This window comes from Kosakonia arachidis (genome assembly GCF_900116535.1).
In the GTDB taxonomy this organism is placed as follows: domain Bacteria; phylum Pseudomonadota; class Gammaproteobacteria; order Enterobacterales; family Enterobacteriaceae; genus Kosakonia; species Kosakonia arachidis.
Genome location: NZ_FPAU01000001.1, coordinates 350,653 through 370,137 on the forward strand (window position 1 = coordinate 350,653; position 19,485 = coordinate 370,137).

General features: G+C 54.9%; 18 protein-coding genes. 3 read left to right on the plus strand and 15 right to left on the minus strand.

Going from position 1 to position 19,485, the window contains the following annotated elements; genetic code table 11:
* Nucleotides 1–418: 418 nt before the first annotated feature.
* A complete protein-coding gene (locus tag BM427_RS01705) occupies nt 419–775 on the minus strand; it encodes a helix-turn-helix domain-containing protein (protein WP_090118630.1) in 357 nt (118 codons plus the stop codon).
* Nucleotides 776–878: 103 nt separating this feature from the next.
* Nucleotides 879–1,133, minus strand: coding sequence for a YdgH/BhsA/McbA family protein (locus BM427_RS01710; protein WP_090118632.1), 255 nt, complete (start codon nt 1,131–1,133; stop codon nt 879–881).
* A gap of 464 nt (nt 1,134–1,597) precedes the next feature.
* Between BM427_RS01710 and BM427_RS01715 the strand changes: the two genes are divergently transcribed.
* Nucleotides 1,598–2,494 (plus strand): LysR family transcriptional regulator, encoded by an 897-nt coding sequence (locus BM427_RS01715; protein WP_090118635.1) that lies wholly within the window; start codon nt 1,598–1,600, stop codon nt 2,492–2,494.
* A 159-nt stretch (nt 2,495–2,653) separates the two neighbouring features.
* Here the strand turns inward: BM427_RS01715 and BM427_RS01720 are convergent, their stop codons facing one another.
* The 11 genes from BM427_RS01720 to BM427_RS01770 all read right to left on the minus strand — a co-directional run bounded on the left by BM427_RS01720 (nt 2,654) and on the right by BM427_RS01770 (nt 15,661).
* On the minus strand, nt 2,654–3,889 hold the full coding sequence (locus tag BM427_RS01720; RefSeq protein ID WP_090118637.1) for an EAL and HDOD domain-containing protein: 1,236 nt from the start codon (nt 3,887–3,889) through the stop codon (nt 2,654–2,656).
* Between the two features lie 283 nt (nt 3,890–4,172).
* Nucleotides 4,173–5,459 carry a Zn-dependent hydrolase gene (locus BM427_RS01725; RefSeq protein WP_090118639.1) on the minus strand — a complete coding sequence of 429 codons (1,287 nt, stop codon included), beginning with the start codon at nt 5,457–5,459 and terminating at the stop codon, nt 4,173–4,175.
* A gap of 15 nt (nt 5,460–5,474) precedes the next feature.
* Entirely contained in the window at nt 5,475–6,923 is a 1,449-nt protein-coding gene (hydA, locus tag BM427_RS01730) for a dihydropyrimidinase (RefSeq protein WP_090118641.1), read from the minus strand.
* Between the two features lie 25 nt (nt 6,924–6,948).
* Entirely contained in the window at nt 6,949–8,253 is a 1,305-nt protein-coding gene (preA, locus tag BM427_RS01735) for an NAD-dependent dihydropyrimidine dehydrogenase subunit PreA (RefSeq protein ID WP_090118643.1), read from the minus strand.
* Entirely contained in the window at nt 8,246–9,637 is a 1,392-nt protein-coding gene (locus BM427_RS01740; protein ID WP_090118646.1) for an NAD(P)-dependent oxidoreductase, read from the minus strand. Before BM427_RS01740 ends, preA begins: the two co-directional genes overlap by 8 nt.
* A gap of 206 nt (nt 9,638–9,843) precedes the next feature.
* Nucleotides 9,844–10,491: a TetR family transcriptional regulator C-terminal domain-containing protein gene (locus tag BM427_RS01745; RefSeq protein WP_090118648.1), complete on the minus strand. Its 648-nt coding sequence runs from the start codon at nt 10,489–10,491 to the stop codon at nt 9,844–9,846.
* Nucleotides 10,492–10,532: 41 nt separating this feature from the next.
* Nucleotides 10,533–11,546, minus strand: coding sequence for an ABC transporter substrate-binding protein (locus tag BM427_RS01750; RefSeq protein ID WP_090118650.1), 1,014 nt, complete (start codon nt 11,544–11,546; stop codon nt 10,533–10,535).
* 47 nt (nt 11,547–11,593) lie between these two features.
* Entirely contained in the window at nt 11,594–12,673 is a 1,080-nt protein-coding gene (locus BM427_RS01755) for an ABC transporter permease (protein ID WP_244316600.1), read from the minus strand.
* Complete coding sequence (locus BM427_RS01760; protein WP_090118655.1) at nt 12,670–13,551, minus strand: ABC transporter permease; 882 nt, start codon at nt 13,549–13,551, stop codon at nt 12,670–12,672. The genes BM427_RS01755 and BM427_RS01760 overlap by 4 nt, the downstream gene beginning before the upstream one ends.
* The gene (locus BM427_RS01765) at nt 13,541–14,380 is read right to left on the minus strand and encodes an ABC transporter ATP-binding protein (RefSeq protein WP_090118657.1); all 840 of its coding nucleotides are present in this window, start codon (nt 14,378–14,380) and stop codon (nt 13,541–13,543) included. The genes BM427_RS01760 and BM427_RS01765 overlap by 11 nt, the downstream gene beginning before the upstream one ends.
* Nucleotides 14,381–14,893: 513 nt before the next feature.
* Nucleotides 14,894–15,661, minus strand: coding sequence for an SDR family NAD(P)-dependent oxidoreductase (locus tag BM427_RS01770; protein WP_090118659.1), 768 nt, complete (start codon nt 15,659–15,661; stop codon nt 14,894–14,896).
* A 182-nt stretch (nt 15,662–15,843) separates the two neighbouring features.
* On the opposite strand from BM427_RS01770, the gene BM427_RS01775 reads away from it, so the two are divergent.
* Nucleotides 15,844–17,181, plus strand: coding sequence for an aspartate aminotransferase family protein (locus BM427_RS01775; protein ID WP_090118661.1), 1,338 nt, complete (start codon nt 15,844–15,846; stop codon nt 17,179–17,181).
* A gap of 156 nt (nt 17,182–17,337) precedes the next feature.
* The gene (locus BM427_RS01780) at nt 17,338–18,045 is read left to right on the plus strand and encodes a GNAT family N-acetyltransferase (protein WP_090118663.1); all 708 of its coding nucleotides are present in this window, start codon (nt 17,338–17,340) and stop codon (nt 18,043–18,045) included.
* Nucleotides 18,046–18,079: 34 nt separating this feature from the next.
* Here the strand turns inward: BM427_RS01780 and BM427_RS01785 are convergent, their stop codons facing one another.
* Nucleotides 18,080–18,784: an ABC transporter ATP-binding protein gene (locus tag BM427_RS01785; RefSeq protein WP_090118665.1), complete on the minus strand. Its 705-nt coding sequence runs from the start codon at nt 18,782–18,784 to the stop codon at nt 18,080–18,082.
* A 407-nt stretch (nt 18,785–19,191) separates the two neighbouring features.
* Nucleotides 19,192–19,467: a PAAR domain-containing protein gene (locus BM427_RS26280; RefSeq protein ID WP_090118669.1), complete on the minus strand. Its 276-nt coding sequence runs from the start codon at nt 19,465–19,467 to the stop codon at nt 19,192–19,194.
* Between the last annotated feature and the right edge of the window lie 18 nt (nt 19,468–19,485).

Here is a 19,485-nt window from a genome sequence, read left to right on the forward strand (position 1 = left end):
GCGTTTTATTAACCTCATTGCATTTTTTAGCTGTCTATTGCTTATTTTTTTATATCCCCGGGGGAATTCCCCGGGAATTTTATTGGCAATGTGTGCTATTAAATTCTCAGGGGCGATTATGCGTTTTTTCGCCAATAGTGGATATTTTACTTTTAAATATCTACTGCTGCTGCATGGCTAAATATAATTAAGATAAGTAAAAAATTAAATGGCAGCAAATAAGAAAGGCCGGAATTTCCGGCCTCTTGCCTGAAATTACTCATCATCCTCATCATGATTTTGCGTGCCGGGGAAACGGCAATGCCAGTTGCAGGGTACCTGAACCGGATCTGTACCGTCTTCAACACCCAGGCAAAAATGGGGCGGCTGATGAAAAGTTCAACATCAATGAAGCCTCAAAAGCAAAGGACAGGCAGAATCAAATTGGCGCGTGGGCGGTGTCTGTTTTGCCGTTTAAACGCCGAAAGCGGGAGGGGGGTAAATGGTATTTTTTTGCGAAACTACGGGTGAACGACTGCTGCGAGTCGAAGCCATATTTCAACGAAATTGAGAGTATGCTTTCGTCACTCTGGATTAAATCGTATGCCGCCATTTCCAGCTTTTTGTCGCGAATATAGTTCGCCAGGTTGGTATTTTTTACTTGATAAAAAACGCGTTGCAGATGCCACTTTGAATAGCCGGAACGCTGTGCCACATCTTCTATTTTCAGTGACTTATGAATATTGTTGTCAATCCAGATTATTAACTCATCAATGATATGTTCGAGTTTAACCACTGAAGCATCCTTTTTAGTAACCTTGATTTTTTGCCAATTACAATCCTGGTTGATTAAAATGCCAGACGTCTTCGGTGAATGAGCGTAGGGGATCGCCGTGACGTCACTTATAGATTTCGGCATCACCATGCAGTTTATTATTGCCGGTCGTTGCTAATACCCGGAAGGCGCTCGCGCCCTGCTGATCGGCTTTTTCGGCAAGCTTATTCACCAATTCATCCAGCGTCAGCGCATTGCTGACAGTGACTACGCCAATTCTTTGTTTGCCAGTTCTGTCGCTAATTTGCTCAGCCGAAAAGGCCTGTTGTGCTGAACCTAAAATAAACAGAGTGGTCATGATAAAAGTAAAACGTTGCATAAAAACCTCGCCAGTTTTGTGGGGAATATTACTGCCATAACGATCGTGATATTACCGTCCGGATGAGCGTTGATTAAGATGTGATTATTACTTGAGGTTATGAAGTTAATTCATTAAAGGTGGTCCCGGAAGGCGGTCATAACACGAGAATAAGTAACTTGCTTCGCAATTAGAGCCATTTCGCCGCACAATTCGTGAATTATGAACATATATTTAATGGCAGGCAGAGTGTAGCATAACCCGTAATGATGTAATCTGACAAAGGGGCAGAAAAACGCAATCTAACAACAAACTGACAGCCTGATGATACCCGATTAGGTATGCATGCAATATTTCAATTGGTAAGAATAATAGCTTGAAGTGTTAAAACTATTGTTGAAATATCAGCGTATGCTGACGCCGGGTGTTGCCTGAAAAGGATTTCTGCACATAAAAATGAATGTTGAGAATAGTGCATAAAATCAATGCTACGAGAGAATATTGTCAATCTATTATCGTTTATTGAAGTGGCTCGTGAGTGCAGTTTTACGAAAGCGGCGGCAAGACTCGGCGTTACCCAATCGACATTGAGTCATTCGGTGAAAACGCTGGAGGAGCGTCTGGGGGTGAAGTTGCTGATCCGCACCACACGTAATGTCGCGCCGACGGAGGCTGGCGAACAGTTGCTTAATATCCTTGTTCCACGTCTGGGCGAAATTGATGAAAAGCTCAACGATCTGTCGAGCAATAACAGTCTGCCAGTGGGGAATATTCGCATTGCCACCAGTGAACATGCGGCGGACGCTTATTTATGGCCAAAGGTAAGAGAATTCCTGGGAGCCTGGCCAAAAATTAATATCGAACTGTTTATCGACAATGGTTTTAATAATATTGTCGCTGAACGTTTTGATGCTGGCGTCAGGCTGGGAGAATCCATTGAAAAAGATATGGTTGCGGTACGCATTAGCCCTGATTTTCGTATGAAAGTCGTCGGCTCTGCCGATTATTTTTTACGGCATTCCGCGCCTGTGATACCGGATGATTTACATCAGCATGAGTGTATTAATTTTCGTCTCTCGACGAGCGGAGGTATTTATTGCTGGGAATTCGCCGGGGCCGGGCAGGAAAAAAAAGTGAAAGTGAAAGGGCGATTTATTGTCAATACTGTGAGGCAATGTGTTGAAGCGGCGAAAGCCGGGCTTGGGCTGGCTTATGTCCCTGAGGATCTTGTTAACGATGCGCTGGCATCCGGCGAATTGGTACAAGTATTAGATGAGTGGTGCCCGGTTTTCCCCGGTTATTTTCTCTATTATCCGAACCGGCAACAGCACAGTAATGCCTTCCATTTATTTATTGAAGCCGTGCGTCGCCATCCGCTTTGAAAAAACCTTCCCGATAATAAAGCGTAAGCCCCCTTTTTTCAGGGAGCGTGTAACCTTTTCCGCCGCCCGCAGTATAAAATCTTCTGCTAAATCAAATGGCTCCAGCTTGCGCTTCAGATTATTCATTATCTGCCACAAACGCTGGCTGGAGCAGAGGCCTCAGAGGCTGTCAGAAGGAATATCGTCGGTCCATTTGGTTGCCGTGTTAACCAGCTCCGCAATCATGCTGCGATTGAAACAAAGACGGTGACCAAGGGCGCTGACCTCTTCCCACTGGTGCTGTTCGTAGAGTTCGATCAGGCGCAGGTAAGGGTACAATGCGCCTTTTTTTTCCCGCAGCGCCAGCATGACATTGGCTGAGATATCGATCTGACTGATCAGATCCGCCATCGGCATTTCAAAAATGCTGTCGAGCTGTGAAAAGAGGCCAACGATAAATGCATCATCTGCGGAGTGGCGGCTGATCGAGTGCGCTGAGGCCAGTTCGCAAAACTTGGCGCGGATCAGGCTCTGGCGATAAATATCATCGGTCTCATCTTTATTCACCGATGTCAGGCAGGAGACCAGCACGAAGCGGCGTAACTCATTGGTGCCAAGATAAAAAATAATGTCTTTTAACGACTGGCTACGGATATGTTTAATGCCGCGGGCGTTAAAGACAATATTTTGTGCATAACGCATGATTTTGAACGACAGCGCCAGATCCTGCTTCAGCAACGCTTCGATCTTACTGAAATCCGGCGAATCGGCATTCACCTCTTTCATCAGTCTCAGGGTGATGGCCTGGTTCTGAATCAGCTTGTTGGCGGAGTGGATCACTGGCCGGCTGAAAAAATGGCCCTGAAACAGCGTGCAGCCTATATTTTTAAAGCACTCATACTCGTTCTGCGTTTCGACTTTTTCTGCCAGAAACACCGTATCTTTTAGTAAGGTACCTTTGTCTTTGATATAGCTGCTTATTTCTTCCGGGGTGTTTACCCGCACATCGAATTTGATGATGTTGATGTAGGGGAGAAAGTCATTCCAGGCATCGCCAGGTTCGAAGTCGTCCAGCGCAAGGCGAAAACCATGCGCAGAGAGCTGTTTTACCGTGTGCAGCAGCAGCGGTGTCGGTTTGGCCGTTTCGAGGATTTCCACGATCACCCTGTCTTTCGGCAATGTTTCCGCCATACCCTGCACCAGTAATTCATAGGGGAAGTTGACGAAAATAGCGCTGTATTCTTTCAGACGTCCCAGTGGCGAGCCGAGGAATTGTTCCACAATAATTTGAGCAGTCGCATACTCCGGCGTTACGTCGGGGAATCGGTTTGTCATACTATCTCTGAACAACAACTCGTAACCGACTGTGTTCATATTTGCATCAAAAATCGCCTGGCGGGCGACAAAAGAGAACATGTGAAACTCCACTTACAGATGCCTGCAAATCTTTTAAAAGTCGGTAATGCGAGTATTTGACCTGGTCAATCCCCCACCATTTTTCCGTAGGGTAAAATGGAAGCCTGGACGAAAACGGAAAAGACGCAAGTCGGAGCTGGGGAAGGCAGTATCTTTTGTAAACTTCTGAGGGATTTAAGTCAAATTCAGAATGGCTGAATCATACAGTATTGCGATATTTATCGGCAACTGAGACAAGAAAATAACCCGACGGTAGATAATCGGGCTATTTTCCATGCTGGTATCAGGTATTGCGCGCCACAACACCGGCTTTTTCCAGCATCGCGTGCAATAACACATTGGCTCCGGCGCTCACTTGTTCTGGTGATGAATACTCAATTTCGTTATGGCTAATGCCGTCTTTGCAGGGAATAAAGATCATTCCGGTCGGTGCCAGCATGCTCATATATACGGCGTCATGTCCTGCTCCTGAAACAATATCCATATGAGAATAACCTAATTTCTGCGCCGCCCGGCGTACCGCCTCCTTACAGTCGGCATGGAAGGGCGCTGCCGGGTACTGCGACACCTGGCGCAGGGCGATATCCAGCCCGGTTTTCTGCGTTGTTTGCTGGATAACGGCTTTCAGCGCGGCATCCATCTTATCGACCTCTGCATCGGTCATATTGCGAAAATCAATGGAGAACGTGACGCTGCCTGGCACCACGTTACGGCTGTTAGGATGCACCTGAACCATGCCCACCGTTCCGCGCCCGTGCGGGGCAAACTGGTTGGCGATGGCGATCACCTCCTGCATCAGGCCGGTGGCCACTTGCAGCGCATCTTTGCGCATTGCCATTGGCGTTGGGCCAGCGTGCGACTCCATACCTGTGACCGTGCAGTCATACCAGCGGATCCCCAGCACCGCCTGTACCACGCCGATGGTGACATCCTGTTCTTCCAGAATCGGCCCCTGCTCGATATGCGCTTCAAAATAGGCGCCAATCGGATGTTGGCCTGGCGTATGCTCGCCCGCATAGCCTATTTTGTACAACTCATCACGTACTGTTTTGCCTGCGGTATCGGTCGCTGCATAGGCTTGCTCCAGCGGAAAGATCCCGGCAAAAACACCTGACCCCATCATCACCGGAACAAAGCGCGAACCCTCTTCGTTAGTCCAGAACACCATCTCGACAGGGGCATCGGTTTCAATGCCGTTGTCGTTGAGTGTGCGAATCACTTCCAGTGCGGACAACACGCCAAAGTTACCATCGAATTTGCCACCGGTCGGCTGGGTATCGATATGGCTCCCCGCGACGATAGGCGGCAGGCTGTTATTCCGCCCGCCACGGCGCATAAAGACATTGCCAATTTGGTCTATTTCCACCGACAACCCGGCCGCTTTGCCCCAGCCGACCACCAAATCGCGCCCCTGGCGATCAAGGTCGGTGAGTGTCAGGCGACAGCAACCGCCTTTCGGTGTCGCGCCGATTTGCGCCAGATCCATCAGCGATTGCCACAGACGCTGGCCATTTATGCGCAGGTCGCCCGTCGCAACCACGGCGTCCGGCGCGGAGATCGTTTCACTCATCTTTTTTCTCCTAAATTAACGTTGTACAGCCTGCGGCGCGCGATGGCGCTCCCAGACCGCAGCGGCGCTGAAATCCGGTCCGAAGGCCGGGCGTTTGATATAGCGTCCTGCGCCTTCACGTGCGCGCAGTTCACCGTCAGCCCAGACCACCACGCCCTGGCTGAGGGTATAGGCCGGGACGCCAGTGACGACGCGGCCCTCGAAAATATTGAAGTCGTTGCGAGAATGATGGGTCGCCGCAGACAGCACCTTGCTGCCCTGCGGGTCCCACAGCACCAGATCGGCATCTGCACCGGGTGTGACCACACCTTTACGCGGGTAGATGTTAAAGAGCCGTGCGGTATTGGCTGAAGTGATGGCGACAAACTCACTCGGCGTCAGACGGCCACTGTTAACACCTGCATCCCACAGCACCGCCATACGTTCCTCCACGCCACCGCAGCCGTTCGGGATTTTCGTGAAATTATCCAGTCCGGCGGCTTTCTGGCTGGCGCAGAAGGTACAGTGATCGGTGGCGGTGGTATGAAGCTGACCGGACTGCAAACCGTGCCACAGCGCAGCCTGATGTGATTTATCGCGAAACGGTGGGCTCATCACATGGGCGGCGGCGAAGGCAAAATCGGGGTGACGGTAAACGCTGTCATCCACCACCAAATGGCCCGCCAGCACTTCGCCGTAAACGCGCTGACCACGGCCGCGCGCGCGGGCAATCGCTTCTGCTGATTCGCGGCAGGAGACATGCACGACGTAAATCGGCACACCCATAATGCTGGCGACGGTAATCGCGCGGTTGGCTGCTTCGCCTTCCACTTCAGGCGGACGCGAAAGAGGATGCGCTTCCGGGCCGGTGATCCCTTGTTTCAGCATCTCCTGTTGCAGCAGATATACCATCTCGCCATTTTCTGCATGCACCGTTGGCATGGCGCCTAACTCCAGGCAGCGGCGAAAGCTGTTCATCAGCGTTTCGTCGTCGCACATGATGGCGTTTTTGTAGGCCATAAAGTGTTTAAAACTGTTCACCCCTTCCTGCTGTACAAGCTGTCCCATATCCTTGCGGACGCTCTCATCCCACCAGGTAATGGCGACGTGGAAGCTGTAGTCGGCGGCGGCTTTTTCTGCCCAACCGCGCCATTGCTGATACGCCTCCATCAGCGGTTGCTGCGGATTGGGGATAACAAAATCGATAATCGTCGTGGTTCCGCCCGCTAGCGCGGCGGCGGTACCGCTATAGAAATCATCGACCGTTGTCGTACCCATAAACGGGAAATTCATATGAGTATGTGGATCGATACCTCCGGGCATCACGTACAGGCCTCCGGCATCGACAACTTCTGTATGTGCCGGAAGATCCCACTGCGAGGCGTCGCCAACGGCGGCGATCAGGCCATCAACGCACAACACATCGGCACGGCGCTGACAGTCCGCATTAACCACCGTACCGCCTTTAATCAACACATTACGCATGCTCTTCTCCTGTGCCTGACCCGGTTTACGCCGTGGTCGCCATCGGGTTATTGGGGTGGGTTGTCCAGTTGGCATACTGGTCGGAAACCACGTTTCCGGTACGTTTATCCACTTCGCCGGGTTGCAGTTGGCGCAGCGAAATACAGTTTTCTACCGGGCAAACCGAGGCGCAGAGGTTGCAGCCAACGCAATCTTCCTCGCGTACGGCGAAATGGCGCTCGCCCATCAGGCTGGTGGAGATCGCCTGGTGTGAGGTGTCTTCGCATACCAGGTGGCAGCGCCCGCACTTGATGCAGCTTGTCTGGTCAATGACGGCTTTTTCGACGTGATTGAGGTTGAGGTAGCGCCAGTCGGTAACGCTGCCCAGCGCCATGCCGCGAAAATCTTCCAGCGTGCGAAACCCTTTCTCATCCATGTAGTTTTCCAGGCCGCTAATCATGTCGCGCACAATCTGGAAGCCGTGCACCATCACTGCCGTACAGACCTGGACGGTGCCGCAGCCCAGCGCGATAAATTCGGCGGCATCGCGCCAGGTGGAGATACCGCCAATGCCGGAGATCGGCAAGCCGCGCGTTGGCGTATCGCGGCCGATTTCCGCCACCATATTCAGCGCAATGGGTTTCACCGCCGGGCCGCAGTAGCCACCGTGTGAACCCTGATTGCCTGTGTGCGGCGTCATCAGCATCTGGTCGAGATCAACGCCCATCACCGAACTGATGGTGTTAATCAGCGAAACGGCATCCGCGCCGCCCGCTTTTGCCGCCCGCGCCGGGTAGCGAATATCGGTAATGTTCGGCGTTAGTTTGACGATCACCGGCAGGCTGCAATACTGCTTGCACCAGTGGGTGACCATTTCGATATACTCCGGCACCTGGCCGACCGCTGCGCCCATGCCACGTTCGCTCATTCCGTGCGGGCAACCGAAGTTCAGCTCAATGCCGTCCGCACCCGTCGCTTCCACCTGCGGCAGGATCCATTTCCACGCCGCTTCCTCACAGGGCACCATGATCGACACGACCACCGCCCGATCCGGCCAGCGCTGCTTAATGCGCGCTATCTCTTCAAGGTTGGTCTCCAGTGAGCGGTCGGTGATCAGCTCAATATTGTTCAGCCCAAGAATACGGCGATCCGCGCCGCGCAGGGTGCTGTAGCGTGGCCCGCAGACATTGACGACGTGGGGATCAAGGCCCAACGTTTTCCATACCACGCCGCCCCAGCCAGCCTGGAACGCGCGTTCGACGTTGTACTCTTTATCGGTCGGCGGTGCCGAAGCCAGCCAGAACGGGTTGGGGCTGTGAATACCGAGAAAATTACTGTGTAGATCAGCCATGAGAAGGCTCCTGGTAAAAGGTGGCATTGGCGGCGTCGGCCTGCGAAATGGTCAGTGCCAGTATGATGGAGCGGGCGGCGGCCTTGCCCTGCTTAACCGCATCGACGGTGAGATCCAGCCCGCCTGCGCAGCAATCGCCACCGGCCCACACGCCGGGTAGCGAAGTGCGTCCTTCCTCGTCAACGGCGATGCGTCCGCCTCTTAACGCCACACCCTGCGCCGGACGCGGATCGTAGGTTTGACCAATCGCTTTCAGTACCATATCCGCCGCCAGCGTGAAGGTTTCACCGCCAGGCGTCAGCCCTGAATCAGTCTGTTGCATCAAGGAAAAGGTCACGCCGGTCAAACGGTTATCTTGTTGTTCGAAGCGCAGCGGCGCGGCCAAAAAGCGTAATGTGACACCGCATGCTTTTGCCCATTGCTGCTCTTTCAATGAGGCTTTCATCTGGCTTTCGCCACGGCGGTAAACCAGAGTGACTTCGCGCGCGCCAAGCTTTTTCGCTTGCACCGCGGCATCCACCGCCGTCATCCCGCCGCCAATCACCACTACATTGCGGCCCACCGGCATCTGGCTGAGATCGGCGCACTGGCGCAGTTCGGCAATAAACTCGACGGCTTCGCGCACGCCGTGTGGCTCTGGCATGTCGCTGTCGAGCGCATTCACGCCCGCTAAACCGGGGCCAAGGAATACCGCGTTATACTCTGCGCGCAGTTGCGCCAGCGTGAAGTGCTGGCCCAGGGTTTTGCCGCAATGCAGGGTGATACCGCCTACCGACAGCAACCACGCCACTTCCTGCGCCGGAAAATCCCCGGTCACTTTGTAACGGGCCAGGCCGTATTCGTTCAGACCACCGGCTTTCGCGCGGGCATCAAACAGGTCAATCTCATGCCCGGCGAGTGCTAGTGCGTGTGCCACTGTCAACCCGGCAGGCCCGGCACCGACAATCGCCACGCGTTTTCCACTGCTGGCGGCGCGGGTAAACAGCGGTTGGCCGGGCGCGGCGAAAAAGCGATCGGTGGCGTAGCGCTGCAAACGGGCGATATCCAGCGGACGGCCATCCTGCGCATTACGCACGCAGGCCTGTTCGCACAGGGTTTCTGTCGGGCAGACGCGTGAGCAGGTGCCGCCCAGAATATTGGCCCGCAGGATCACTTCCGCCGCGCCGCGATCGTTACTCTGCGCAATGCGCTGAATAAAACTCGGCACATCGATCTCTGCCGGGCATGCGCGGGTGCAGGGGGCATCAAAGCAGTAGTAGCAGCGTTCCGCTTCCAGCACTGCATGAGTGGAAGAGAGCGCGGGGTCGCAATCGCTGAATGCACGGGCATACTCCGCGGGCGTCAGCCGACCGGAGCAGATCCCCGGCGTATCGAGTGTGTTCATTATGCCTCCTGAATAATCCTGACCAGATGGTTAAGTTTTCAGAAATAGCCATGCGATTTATATGCCATCTTGACGGCAACGGCAGTTGGGCAGGCGAAATCAGCGGTTCGGGGGATCTTCAGGAACGATTGCACTAAAATGATCGTCGCATTTTGGTGCATTTCGCACCAATTTTTCCGATTATTGCTGCATTTAGTAGCAAGATGTTATTCCAGGCCGCAGATGCGCCAGACGGCGCTCAGCACATGCTGCGTGGCGCGCGCTTGCATCGCGTCGCTATGAGCATCTTCGCCGCAGACGGCTTCCACCTGGATATCGAAATCGGCATAGGTTTGCGTCATCGACCAGACGGTAAAGAAGAAGTGGGTGGTATCCAGCGCGCGCATTTTGCCGGCGGCAATCCAGCCATCAAGAATGTGCGCTTTCTCTTCCACGAGTTGGCGTAGTTCGCTTTTCAGTAATGGATGTACGATCTGCGCGCCTTGCAGGATCTCGTTGGCAAAGAGTTTGGAGGCTTCCGGGCGGCTGAAACTGAAGTGGATTTTGCGCCCGACATACTCCGCCAGTGCGTTTTTCGGCTCGGCGCTGGCGCGGATCCTCTCCAGTGGCGACAACCAGTCGTGGAGAATGTTTTCCAGCACCCGCAGATAAAGATTGTGCTTGTTGCCGAAGTAGTAGTGCAGATTGGCTTTTGGCAGACCCGCGGCGTCGGCAATCTGTTGCATCGTCGCGCCGCGAAAACCGTAGCGGGCAAACACGCGCTCCGCCGCTGGCAGGATAATGGCCTCGTTATCCTGACGAATGCGTCCCTTATCGGGTGACTCCACCACGCCGGGGAGAAGAACCTCATTCATAGTGTGCTCCGTGAGAAAACCGCCCTCCCTGGCGGCGGGGGTTATTTCAGTTTGGCGGCGGCGTCCCAGACTTCGTGCGTCATACCACTGTCGCCCGGATCTTTTTTGATAACCGGGGTATCGCCGCCGCTGTGCAGCAACACGTCAATGGTGCGGCGGTACGCGGCCGGATCGAGATAGCCGATTTTCGGCGTATTGGCATTGGTGATGAGCTTCGCCACGTTCTCCATCTGGCGAGTCTGCACCTCTTCTGTGGCAGCGCCGGAGGCATCTTCAGCCACCACGATTTTCGCCGCTTCAGCCGGGTGTTTCACTGCGTAATCCCAACCTTTAAACGACGCTTTGAGGAATTTCGCCATTTTGCTGACGAACGCCGGATCTTTCAGATCGGGGCCGAGGACATACAGCCCATCTTCCAGCGTGGAAACACCCTGATCTTCATACGGGAAAGTGATTAAGTCGTCCTGCTTCAGCCCGGCATCGATCAACTGCCAGTATTCGTTGTAGTTCATGGTCGAAATACAGGCGGCCTGATCCTGCAACAGCGGATCAACGTTAAAGCCCTGTTTTAAAATGGTGATGTCTTTACCTGGCTTGAGGCCCAGCTTGTTCATCCAGTTAAAGAACGGGTATTCGTTGCCGCCGTACCAGACGCCAAGGGTTTTACCTTTGAAATCGGCCGGGGTTTTGATACCGCTCGATTTTTTACAAGTCAGCATCATCCCGGAACGATCGTACACCTGGGCAATATTCACCAGCGGTACGCCCGCTTCGCGCGAGGCCAGCGCATCTGGCAGCCAGTCGACAATCACATCTGCGGATTTACCGGCAATCACCTGCACCGGGGAGATATCTGTGCCGCCGGGTTTAATGGTGACATCCAGCCCTTCATCCTTATAAAACCCTTTTTGCTGCGCCACGTAGTAACCGGCGAACTGCGATTGCGGCAGCCACTTCAGTTGCAGTGTGACTTTCTCGGCGGCGGCCGCCTGAAAGGCCAGTACAGACATTGCCGCCAGCAATAAACCCCGGCGCAAAGCGAAACTTTTTATCATTAGATAACTCCTCGGGTTAGTGAGCCTACATTGGTGCTAATCATCGTTTACTTCTGAGCGGCGCTCCCACGTAGCGTGGGGTGCCAGAAATTCACGCGCCGGTCGAGCTGAACCAGCAGGCTGTAGAACAGGGAACCGGCGACCGAGGCGACAACAATCGCGGACCACACCACCGGCATATGCATGCGCGCCGACTCGGTGGAGATGCGAAAGCCCAGCCCGGCAGTCGGCGACCCAAAAAACTCCGCCACAATCGCGGTGATAAGCGACAGTGTGGCATTCACTTTCAGGGCGCTGAAAATAAACGGCATCGCGGCAGGCAGCCGCAGCACCCGTAGGCTTTGTCCCGGCGTGGCGGCGTAGCAATACATCAGTTCCTGCTCCAGCTTACCGCTGGCTTTTAACCCGGCCAGCGTATTGACCAGCGCCGGGAAGAAGGTCACCAGCGTGACCACGGCGGCTTTGGAAGGCCAGTCAAAGCCAAACCACATCACCGCAATTGGTGCGACGCCGACCAGCGGTACGGTGCTGGTGAGGCTGGCGACTGGCAGTAATCCGCGTTGTAAAAACGGCAGGCGGTCAATAAGAATAGCCACGCTAATCCCCAGACCGCTGCCGAGCAGATAACCTGCCAGCACTGATTTGATCACCGTTTGCAGTACATCACCTGCCAGCAGCGGCACGCTATTGACCAGTGCGGCAAGAATGTCCAGTGGCGCAGGCAGAATGACCTGCGGAACGGCAAAACCGGTGACCAGAATCTGCCAGAACCACAGCAGCCACAGGCCGAGCAGTGCCGCGACGCTGGCTGCCGGAAGTGTTGAACGCGCCAGACGCTGCACGCTGACCATTGCCAACAGTGCCATAGCGCACAGCGTCAGACCGTGAATCGGTTGCCATGCCAGCCACAGTACGCTCGCCAGCAAAGTCACGGCGAACAGACCGCCGCGCAGACGGCTGAAGGTGGCGGTGCAACCTGCCAGCGCACACAGTACCAGCAGGACATTGACCAGTAGCAGTGGAGCCGATAACGGCGTTTGCCCGCTCAACTGGATCAGTGACAGCATCAACAACAGCAGCGCGCTGACCAGTAAAAAAGTGCCGGGTATCGCAGTGCGTTTCATCATCCCCCCTTACGCTGGCGCATCACCAGCCGTTCCGTGAGCGTGACCAGCCCGGTTAACGCCAGCCCAAGCAGCGAGGCCATTACCAGCGCGGACCAGATCTGAATGGTGTTGCCATAGTAGGAGCCGGTCAGCAGGCGTGCGCCCAGCCCGGCCTGCGCCCCAGTGGGCAGCTCTGCCACCATCGTGCCGACCAGCCCGCTGGCAATTGCCACGCGAAACGCCGGAAACAGATACGGTAGCGAAGAGGGCAGGCGCACCGTCCAGAAGATAGCGACACGCCGTGCCGCCCAGGTGTGCATCAGTTCCATCTCCATTTTTTGCGGCGAACGCAGCCCCTGCACGGTGGCGATGGTGACCGGGAAGAAACAGAGATACATGGCGATAGTGGCTTTGGGCAGCATACCGGTGATGCCGATGCTGCCCAGGATGATCAGTACAATGGGTGCTATCGCCAGCACCGGAATGGTTTGCGAGGCGACGATCCACGGCAGCAGGGCTTTATCCAGTGTGCGAGAGTGAACAATGCATACCGCCAGCACCACGCCGAGTACGACGCCCATGGCAAAACCCGTCAGTGCTGCGCTGGCCGTGACCCAGGTATGCAATAGCAGGTTGCGCGGCGAGGTGAGCGGCCACTGGGTGATGCTGCTCCAGATATCCATGGCAATCTGGTGCGGCGCGGGCAGCAGCGGACGGCTGGCATTCAGCGCCGCCTGCATCACATCGTGATAGTTCCACGCGCCACGCGGTGCCAGTACGCGGTCAATCACGCCGGGCGCATTCAGCGCCAGAGCCAGCAAATACCACAGCACCAGCGCGACCAGCAGCACCGTGCCCACCGGCAGCACGTTCGCAATAAAACGCCGGTCAATGATCATGATGCCCCTCCACCAGCGCTTCGCGCACTTCGCGCGCCAGCGCCAGGAACGCGGGCGTATTACGGATCGCCAAATCGCGCTGTGCCGGAAGTGGGGAGTCGATCACCTTTACAATGCGCCCCGGACGCGGCGACATCACCACGATTTTGGTCGATAGATAGACCGCTTCGGCAATGGAGTGGGTGACAAATACCATTGTGCGCTGCTCGTTGTACCACAGTTGCTGAAGCTGCTGGTTGAGGTTGTCGCGGGTCAGTTCATCGAGCGCGCCAAAGGGTTCATCCATCATTAAAATCTTTGGTTCAAAGCCGAGCGCCCGCGCGATAGACACACGCTGTTGCATGCCACCCGAGAGCTGCCATGGGTACTTTTTCTCAAAGCCCTTCAGGCCAACGCGTGAAAGTTGCTCACGGGCGATCTCATCGCAGCGCTCTGGCGGTACGCCCTGAATCTGCAACGGCAATTTGACATTGGCTACCACGGTGCGCCACGGCAGCAGAACCGGTGCCTGAAAGACATAGCCGTAAGCCCCGGCCTGGCGCGCTTCTGACGGCGACATATCGTTCACCAGGACATCGCCGGAGGTAATCGGTTCAAGATCGGCAATGACCCGCAACAGGGTTGTTTTGCCGCAGCCGGATGGCCCGATAAACGAGACAAACTCGCCCTGGCGAATTGTCAGATTAATGTCCTGTAACGCGTGTACGGGTTTATCCGCCGCCGGATAGATAACGCTGGCCTGACTAACGGTTATGGCGGGCCGCGTTGTAGCGCTGGTCGTTTTTAAGGACACCACGGCGCTCTCCTCAGCAAACATCACCTGGCTCATCCTGCTCCCCCTGTTTTTTGACTAACTGGTTAGGTTTCTTTTTCACCATGCCATTTTTGTGCCAGGGGTTAATTTCCGCATTTTTACTGCATTTGGCTGCAAGATAATGAATTTTTCTCATCAATTTAGTGCAGATGTCGGCGCGTTTGCTTTGTGATGGGGCAGGAAGGGGAGTTGGGCGAGAAAGGGCAGCATAAACAGGCGCAGTGCGCGTGGTTAGTGACAGTTGTCGTATTTCTGCGTGCCAGTAGCGCGAAAAGAATGATCGACGTCATACATCTTTCGCGCTGTACGCTCAACATATTGCCAGGATTAATCCGATTTACTACTATGTCCATACCCCTTACAGAGCTAACACCACATCAATGTGAGTGCCGGAGATAAGCGCCGGGCGGGGTAAAACCTTGCAAGTATTTAGATAGACTTAAAACACCAAGCCCTGGCATCAGCCGGGGCGTTTTATTTTGTATATCAGCCAAACCCTCTTCCCGCAGGAAGAGGGCGGTAACTCAGTTAGTCGCGGTCGATGGCAAATGGCTGCCAGGCCTGGCGTACCGGCATCACTTCCACGCGGTTGATATTCATATGATCCGGCAGCGTAGCGATGTAGAACATTTGTTCGGCAATATCTTGCGCGGTCAGTGGCGTGGTGCCGCGGTAGAGGTTATCCGATGCATTCTGGTCGCCTTTGGTGCGCACCAGCGTAAATTCCGTTTCCGCAATCCCCGGAGCCAGATCGGTCACGCGCACCCCGGTACCAAGTAAATCGCAGCGCAGGTTATAGCTGAACTGCTTCACAAAGGCTTTGGTCGCGCCATAGACATGGCTACCCGGATAGGGCCACTGCCCGGCAATCGAACCGATATTGATGATAGAAGCGCCTGCGCCGTGTTGAATCAGCGTGGGCAGCAGAGCGTGGGTCACATTGACCAGCCCGGTCACGTTGGTATCGATCATGGTCTGCCAGTCTTCAAGATCCACGCGCTGTGCAGGTTGTGGCGACAGCGCCAGCCCAGCGTTGTTGATAAGCGCGGTAATATCGGCGAACTCAGCTGGCAGCGTTGCTACAGCGCTTTTCACTGAATCTTTATCGCGAACGTCCAGTTCAATAATATGCACCGGTACTTTTCCCTGAAGGCGGTCTTTAAGGCTTTCGAGGCGCGCCAGACGACGCCCGCTAAGCACCAGCGACCAGCCCGCATCGGCAAACACCTGTGCTGCCGCTTCGCCAAAACCGGAGGTTGCGCCGGTAATAAACACCACTTTCTTTGCTTCACTCATCGTCTTCTCCTGTGCGGGGTTGTGATGTCACTATAAAAACGCCCGTCCGTGCCAGACAGTGCCAGTTGTTATGTCGCGGTGTGACACCTGTGTCACATGTTGCCAGCACGACTGGCTCTATCCGGGGTTTGCCCGCGCGCCGCATGATACAGACAACAATAACGGCATGAGAGGAGCAGGATATGAAACTGGCACTTCAGAGCGAGATGGCGATAACCAACGACGACGTACGTCAACTGGACCGGTCGTATGTGTTTCATTCATGGTCGATGCAGGGCAACCTTAACCCGATGGTGATTGCCGGAGCGAAAGGCTGCGAGTTGTGGGACTACGAAGGCAATACCTATCTCGATTTCAGCAGCCAACTGGTGAACGTCAATATTGGTTATCAGCATCCGCGCGTGCTGGCGGCGATGAAAGCGCAACTCGACGAACTGGTGACGATCGCACCCGCAACGGCCAACCTGGCGCGCGGCGAAGCGGCCAAACGCATTGTCTCGCTGGCGCCGGAAGGCTTCAGCAAAGTCTTCTTTACCAACGCCGGTGCAGATGCCAACGAAAATGCCATCCGTATGGCGCGTCTCTACACGGGGCGAGACAAGATTTTCTCCGCCTACCGTTCTTATCACGGTAATACCGGCAGCGCGATTGCCGCCACCGGCGACTGGCGGCGTGTACCGAACGAATATTCACGCGGGCATGTGCACTTCTTTAACCCGTACCTCTATCGCAGTGAATTCAACGCCACGACGGAAGCAGAAGAGTGTGAACGCGCGTTGGCGCATCTGCGCCGCATGATCGAAGTCGAAGGGCCGACGTCTATTGCCGCGATCCTGCTCGAATCCGTGCCGGGAACGGCGGGTATTCTGGTACCACCGGAAGGCTATATGAAGGGCGTGCGTGCATTGGCCGATGAGTTTGGCATTGTGCTGATCCTTGATGAAGTGATGGCCGGTTTTGGCCGCACCGGTAGTTGGTTCGCTTTTGAGCAGGATGGCATCGTGCCGGACCTGATCACCTTCGCAAAAGGCGTTAACGCCGGTTATGCACCCGCTGGCGGCGTACTGATTTCAGAACCGATTTCGCGTTACTTTGATGACCATTTCTTCGCGGGTGGTCTGACTTACTCCGGCCATCCGCTGGCGATGGCGGCGATTGTCGCCACACTGGATGCGATGAAAGAGGAGAACGTAGTGGAGAATGCGGCGCTGGTGGGTAACGGCGTGCTGCGTCCGGGGCTTGATGCGTTGGCGGAGAAACATAAGCTGATTGGCGACGTGCGTGGGCGCGGTATGTTTCAGGCCATGGAGCTGGTCAGCGATCGGACACGCAAAACCCCGCTGGCAGCGGCAGAGATGGGGGCTATCAAAGCGGCGCTCACGCAGGCCGGTATTTTGAGTTTTATCGTCGAAAACCGCATCCACGTTGTGCCGCCTTGCACCATGAGCGCGGAAGAGGTGAATAAAGGCCTGGCCATTTTTGACCGTGTTTTGGCGCAATTTAGTCACTTCGCGAAATAATTCTTCTGGCGTCAGAATTCTCTGACGCCAAATCTGATCATTTCTCTGATTTAAAAGAATTTTTAAATAACACCCCTCATTTTTAGCACTGTATTCCACCGCGCAGACTTGATAAAACATCTCTTTACATTTGTCCTTTTTGCCGGGGAGAGAAACGTGCCGGAAACCAATCAGTTCGGTCAAACAGTCGGCGACAGGTTGCCGCACTGGAACGGCGTTCAGCCGTTGCCGCGCAGTGTGTTAGCAGGCCAATATTGTCGGCTGGAACCGCTCGACGCCAGAACGCATACGCACGATCTCTTGCAGGCTTACTCACAGGCAGAAGATGACAGCGGCTGGACCTGGCTGGCAGGCGAACGGCCTGGCGGGCTGGAAAGCATGGCGCGCTGGATCGTCGGTAAAATCATCGACCCCCGCGTAGCACCTTTTGCCGTGGTGGAAAATGCCAGCGGCGATGCGCTCGGTGTGATTGCCTGGCTGACGATTAACGCCGATAACGGTTCGGTAGAGATTGGCCATGTCACCTGGTCGCCGCAGATGCAAAACAGCGTTCTCGGCACGGAGGCGATATGGCTGATGTTGCGCCACGCTTTTGCCTGCGGTTATCGCCGCGTGGAGTGGAAATGTGATTCGCTGAACGCCGCCTCGCGCCGCGCGGCAGAGCGCATCGGCTTCACCTGGGAGGGGCGTTTCCGTCAGCATATGGTGCGCAAAGGACGCAATCGTGATACCGACTATTTATCGATGCTGGACAGCGAGTGGCCGCTGCGCGACGCCGCGATTTCCGCGTGGTTAAACGCGGATAACTTTGACGCGCAGGGGCAGCAAAAACAGAAACTCGATAGCTTCCACGAACAGCAGTAAGTTACAGTGCACCGAAGTCTTGCGGTGCGCAGTATTACCCCATCCGGTGTTCGCCGCGCACCAGTGCGCTACGGTCAAAGAAGCGCTCAATCACGCCATTAGCCATAGATGCTGCCCGGTCAGACATATGGGCAATCACATCGGCATCATGGCTGACCAGCAAATAACTCATGCCGTGCTGCTGCTTCAGGCGGTTAAGCAGGTTAAGAATTTCGGCCTGTACCGACATGTCCAGTGCCGACGTTGGTTCATCCAGCAGCAGAATTTTGGGTCGCAGTAACAATGCGCGGGCGATTGCCACGCGCTGGCGCTGGCCGCCGGAGAGCTGGTGCGGGTAACGCCGTGCGGCATCAACCGGAAGCCCGACCTGCTCCAGCGCGGTAGCCACTTGTTGGTCAATCTCCGGTTCGCCGTGGATTTTCAACGGCTCCGCCAGCGTGCGCCAAAGCGTATGGTTCGGGTGAAGCGAGGCGTAAGGATCCTGGAATACCATCTGCACATTGCGCCGCAGTGCGCCCTGATAACGCGTTCCGGCCTTCACCGGCTGACCGAACAGCGACAACTGGCCCTGCCATTCGCGCTGCAAACCTGCCAGCACGCGCAGCAGTGTTGATTTTCCGCAGCCGGACGCCCCAATCAGGCTGAAGGTTTCACCTTCTTCAACGCGCAAGCTGGCACCTTTCACCACCGTTTTTTCACCAAAAGTGACCTGCAACTGCGCGAGATTAACGATGCTCATCATTCACCTCCGTGACGGACTGGCTGCTATGCAAAAAGCCCATTCCGACAGAAATGACCGACAAATCCAGGTGTTGCGTTGAGCGCGGGATTTCTGTGGCTATAGACCCGTGTGCTCCTCGATACAGACTGATAGCAGGGAGTGCTATGTAGTTGCGGATCGGGGGTGTTTGTTCCAGCCATCGCCTGAAGGCTGATTCAGGTGACGTTCCTTCGTGTATATCCCGCGCCGGGGAATCGGGAATGAGCAGGTTTTTTCCTTTCGCACAGGAGGTAATCAGATGAATTTGTGGGGACTGCATTATTGATTCCTGGGATACAAACAGTGATCGTAATAATGTGCGGACAGCCGATATTTTACCAGCAAATTGGGAGCACGTTGAAATTCCCCCTGCATACTGCCCCGTTTTATGTCGAAGCCCCGGTTTCTGAGACGCTCGTTTTATAACGACTCAGGACTTTCGCTCCACATGTCGTCTTGTCGCCTTGTAGCACGCGTCGTTGTCCGTTAACAGTGACATGGCTGGAACCAATGAGCGTGGCTTCTACGCCGCACGCCGGGCAATTGAACTTATGACCCGTAACGACCATAGGAGCGCGGTCAATTGTGTGGCTGTATATCCCCTGACAGATCGTACCGCCATGGGTGGTGGTGTCTCCGACGACGATAAATGGCTGGTTCATCCGAAATCATCCTTGCGA

Coding starts and splice junctions, on each gene's coding strand:
- hydA (WP_090118641.1), bottom strand. CDS start 6,923: ATGCGTAATGTGTTGATTAAAGGCGGTACGGTGGTTAATGCGGACTGT.
- BM427_RS01725 (WP_090118639.1), bottom strand. CDS start 5,459: ATGAGTGAAACGATCTCCGCGCCGGACGCCGTGGTTGCGACGGGCGAC.
- BM427_RS01760 (WP_090118655.1), bottom strand. CDS start 13,551: ATGATCATTGACCGGCGTTTTATTGCGAACGTGCTGCCGGTGGGCACG.
- BM427_RS01755 (WP_244316600.1), bottom strand. CDS start 12,673: ATGATGAAACGCACTGCGATACCCGGCACTTTTTTACTGGTCAGCGCG.
- BM427_RS01750 (WP_090118650.1), bottom strand. CDS start 11,546: ATGATAAAAAGTTTCGCTTTGCGCCGGGGTTTATTGCTGGCGGCAATG.
- preA (WP_090118643.1), bottom strand. CDS start 8,253: ATGGCTGATCTACACAGTAATTTTCTCGGTATTCACAGCCCCAACCCG.
- BM427_RS26280 (WP_090118669.1), bottom strand. CDS start 19,467: ATGAACCAGCCATTTATCGTCGTCGGAGACACCACCACCCATGGCGGT.
- BM427_RS01740 (WP_090118646.1), bottom strand. CDS start 9,637: ATGAACACACTCGATACGCCGGGGATCTGCTCCGGTCGGCTGACGCCC.
- BM427_RS01720 (WP_090118637.1), bottom strand. CDS start 3,889: ATGTTCTCTTTTGTCGCCCGCCAGGCGATTTTTGATGCAAATATGAAC.
- BM427_RS01710 (WP_090118632.1), bottom strand. CDS start 1,133: ATGCAACGTTTTACTTTTATCATGACCACTCTGTTTATTTTAGGTTCA.
- BM427_RS01785 (WP_090118665.1), bottom strand. CDS start 18,784: ATGAGCATCGTTAATCTCGCGCAGTTGCAGGTCACTTTTGGTGAAAAA.
- BM427_RS01775 (WP_090118661.1), top strand. CDS start 15,844: ATGAAACTGGCACTTCAGAGCGAGATGGCGATAACCAACGACGACGTA.
- BM427_RS01745 (WP_090118648.1), bottom strand. CDS start 10,491: ATGAATGAGGTTCTTCTCCCCGGCGTGGTGGAGTCACCCGATAAGGGA.
- BM427_RS01715 (WP_090118635.1), top strand. CDS start 1,598: ATGCTACGAGAGAATATTGTCAATCTATTATCGTTTATTGAAGTGGCT.
- BM427_RS01770 (WP_090118659.1), bottom strand. CDS start 15,661: ATGAGTGAAGCAAAGAAAGTGGTGTTTATTACCGGCGCAACCTCCGGT.
- BM427_RS01765 (WP_090118657.1), bottom strand. CDS start 14,380: ATGAGCCAGGTGATGTTTGCTGAGGAGAGCGCCGTGGTGTCCTTAAAA.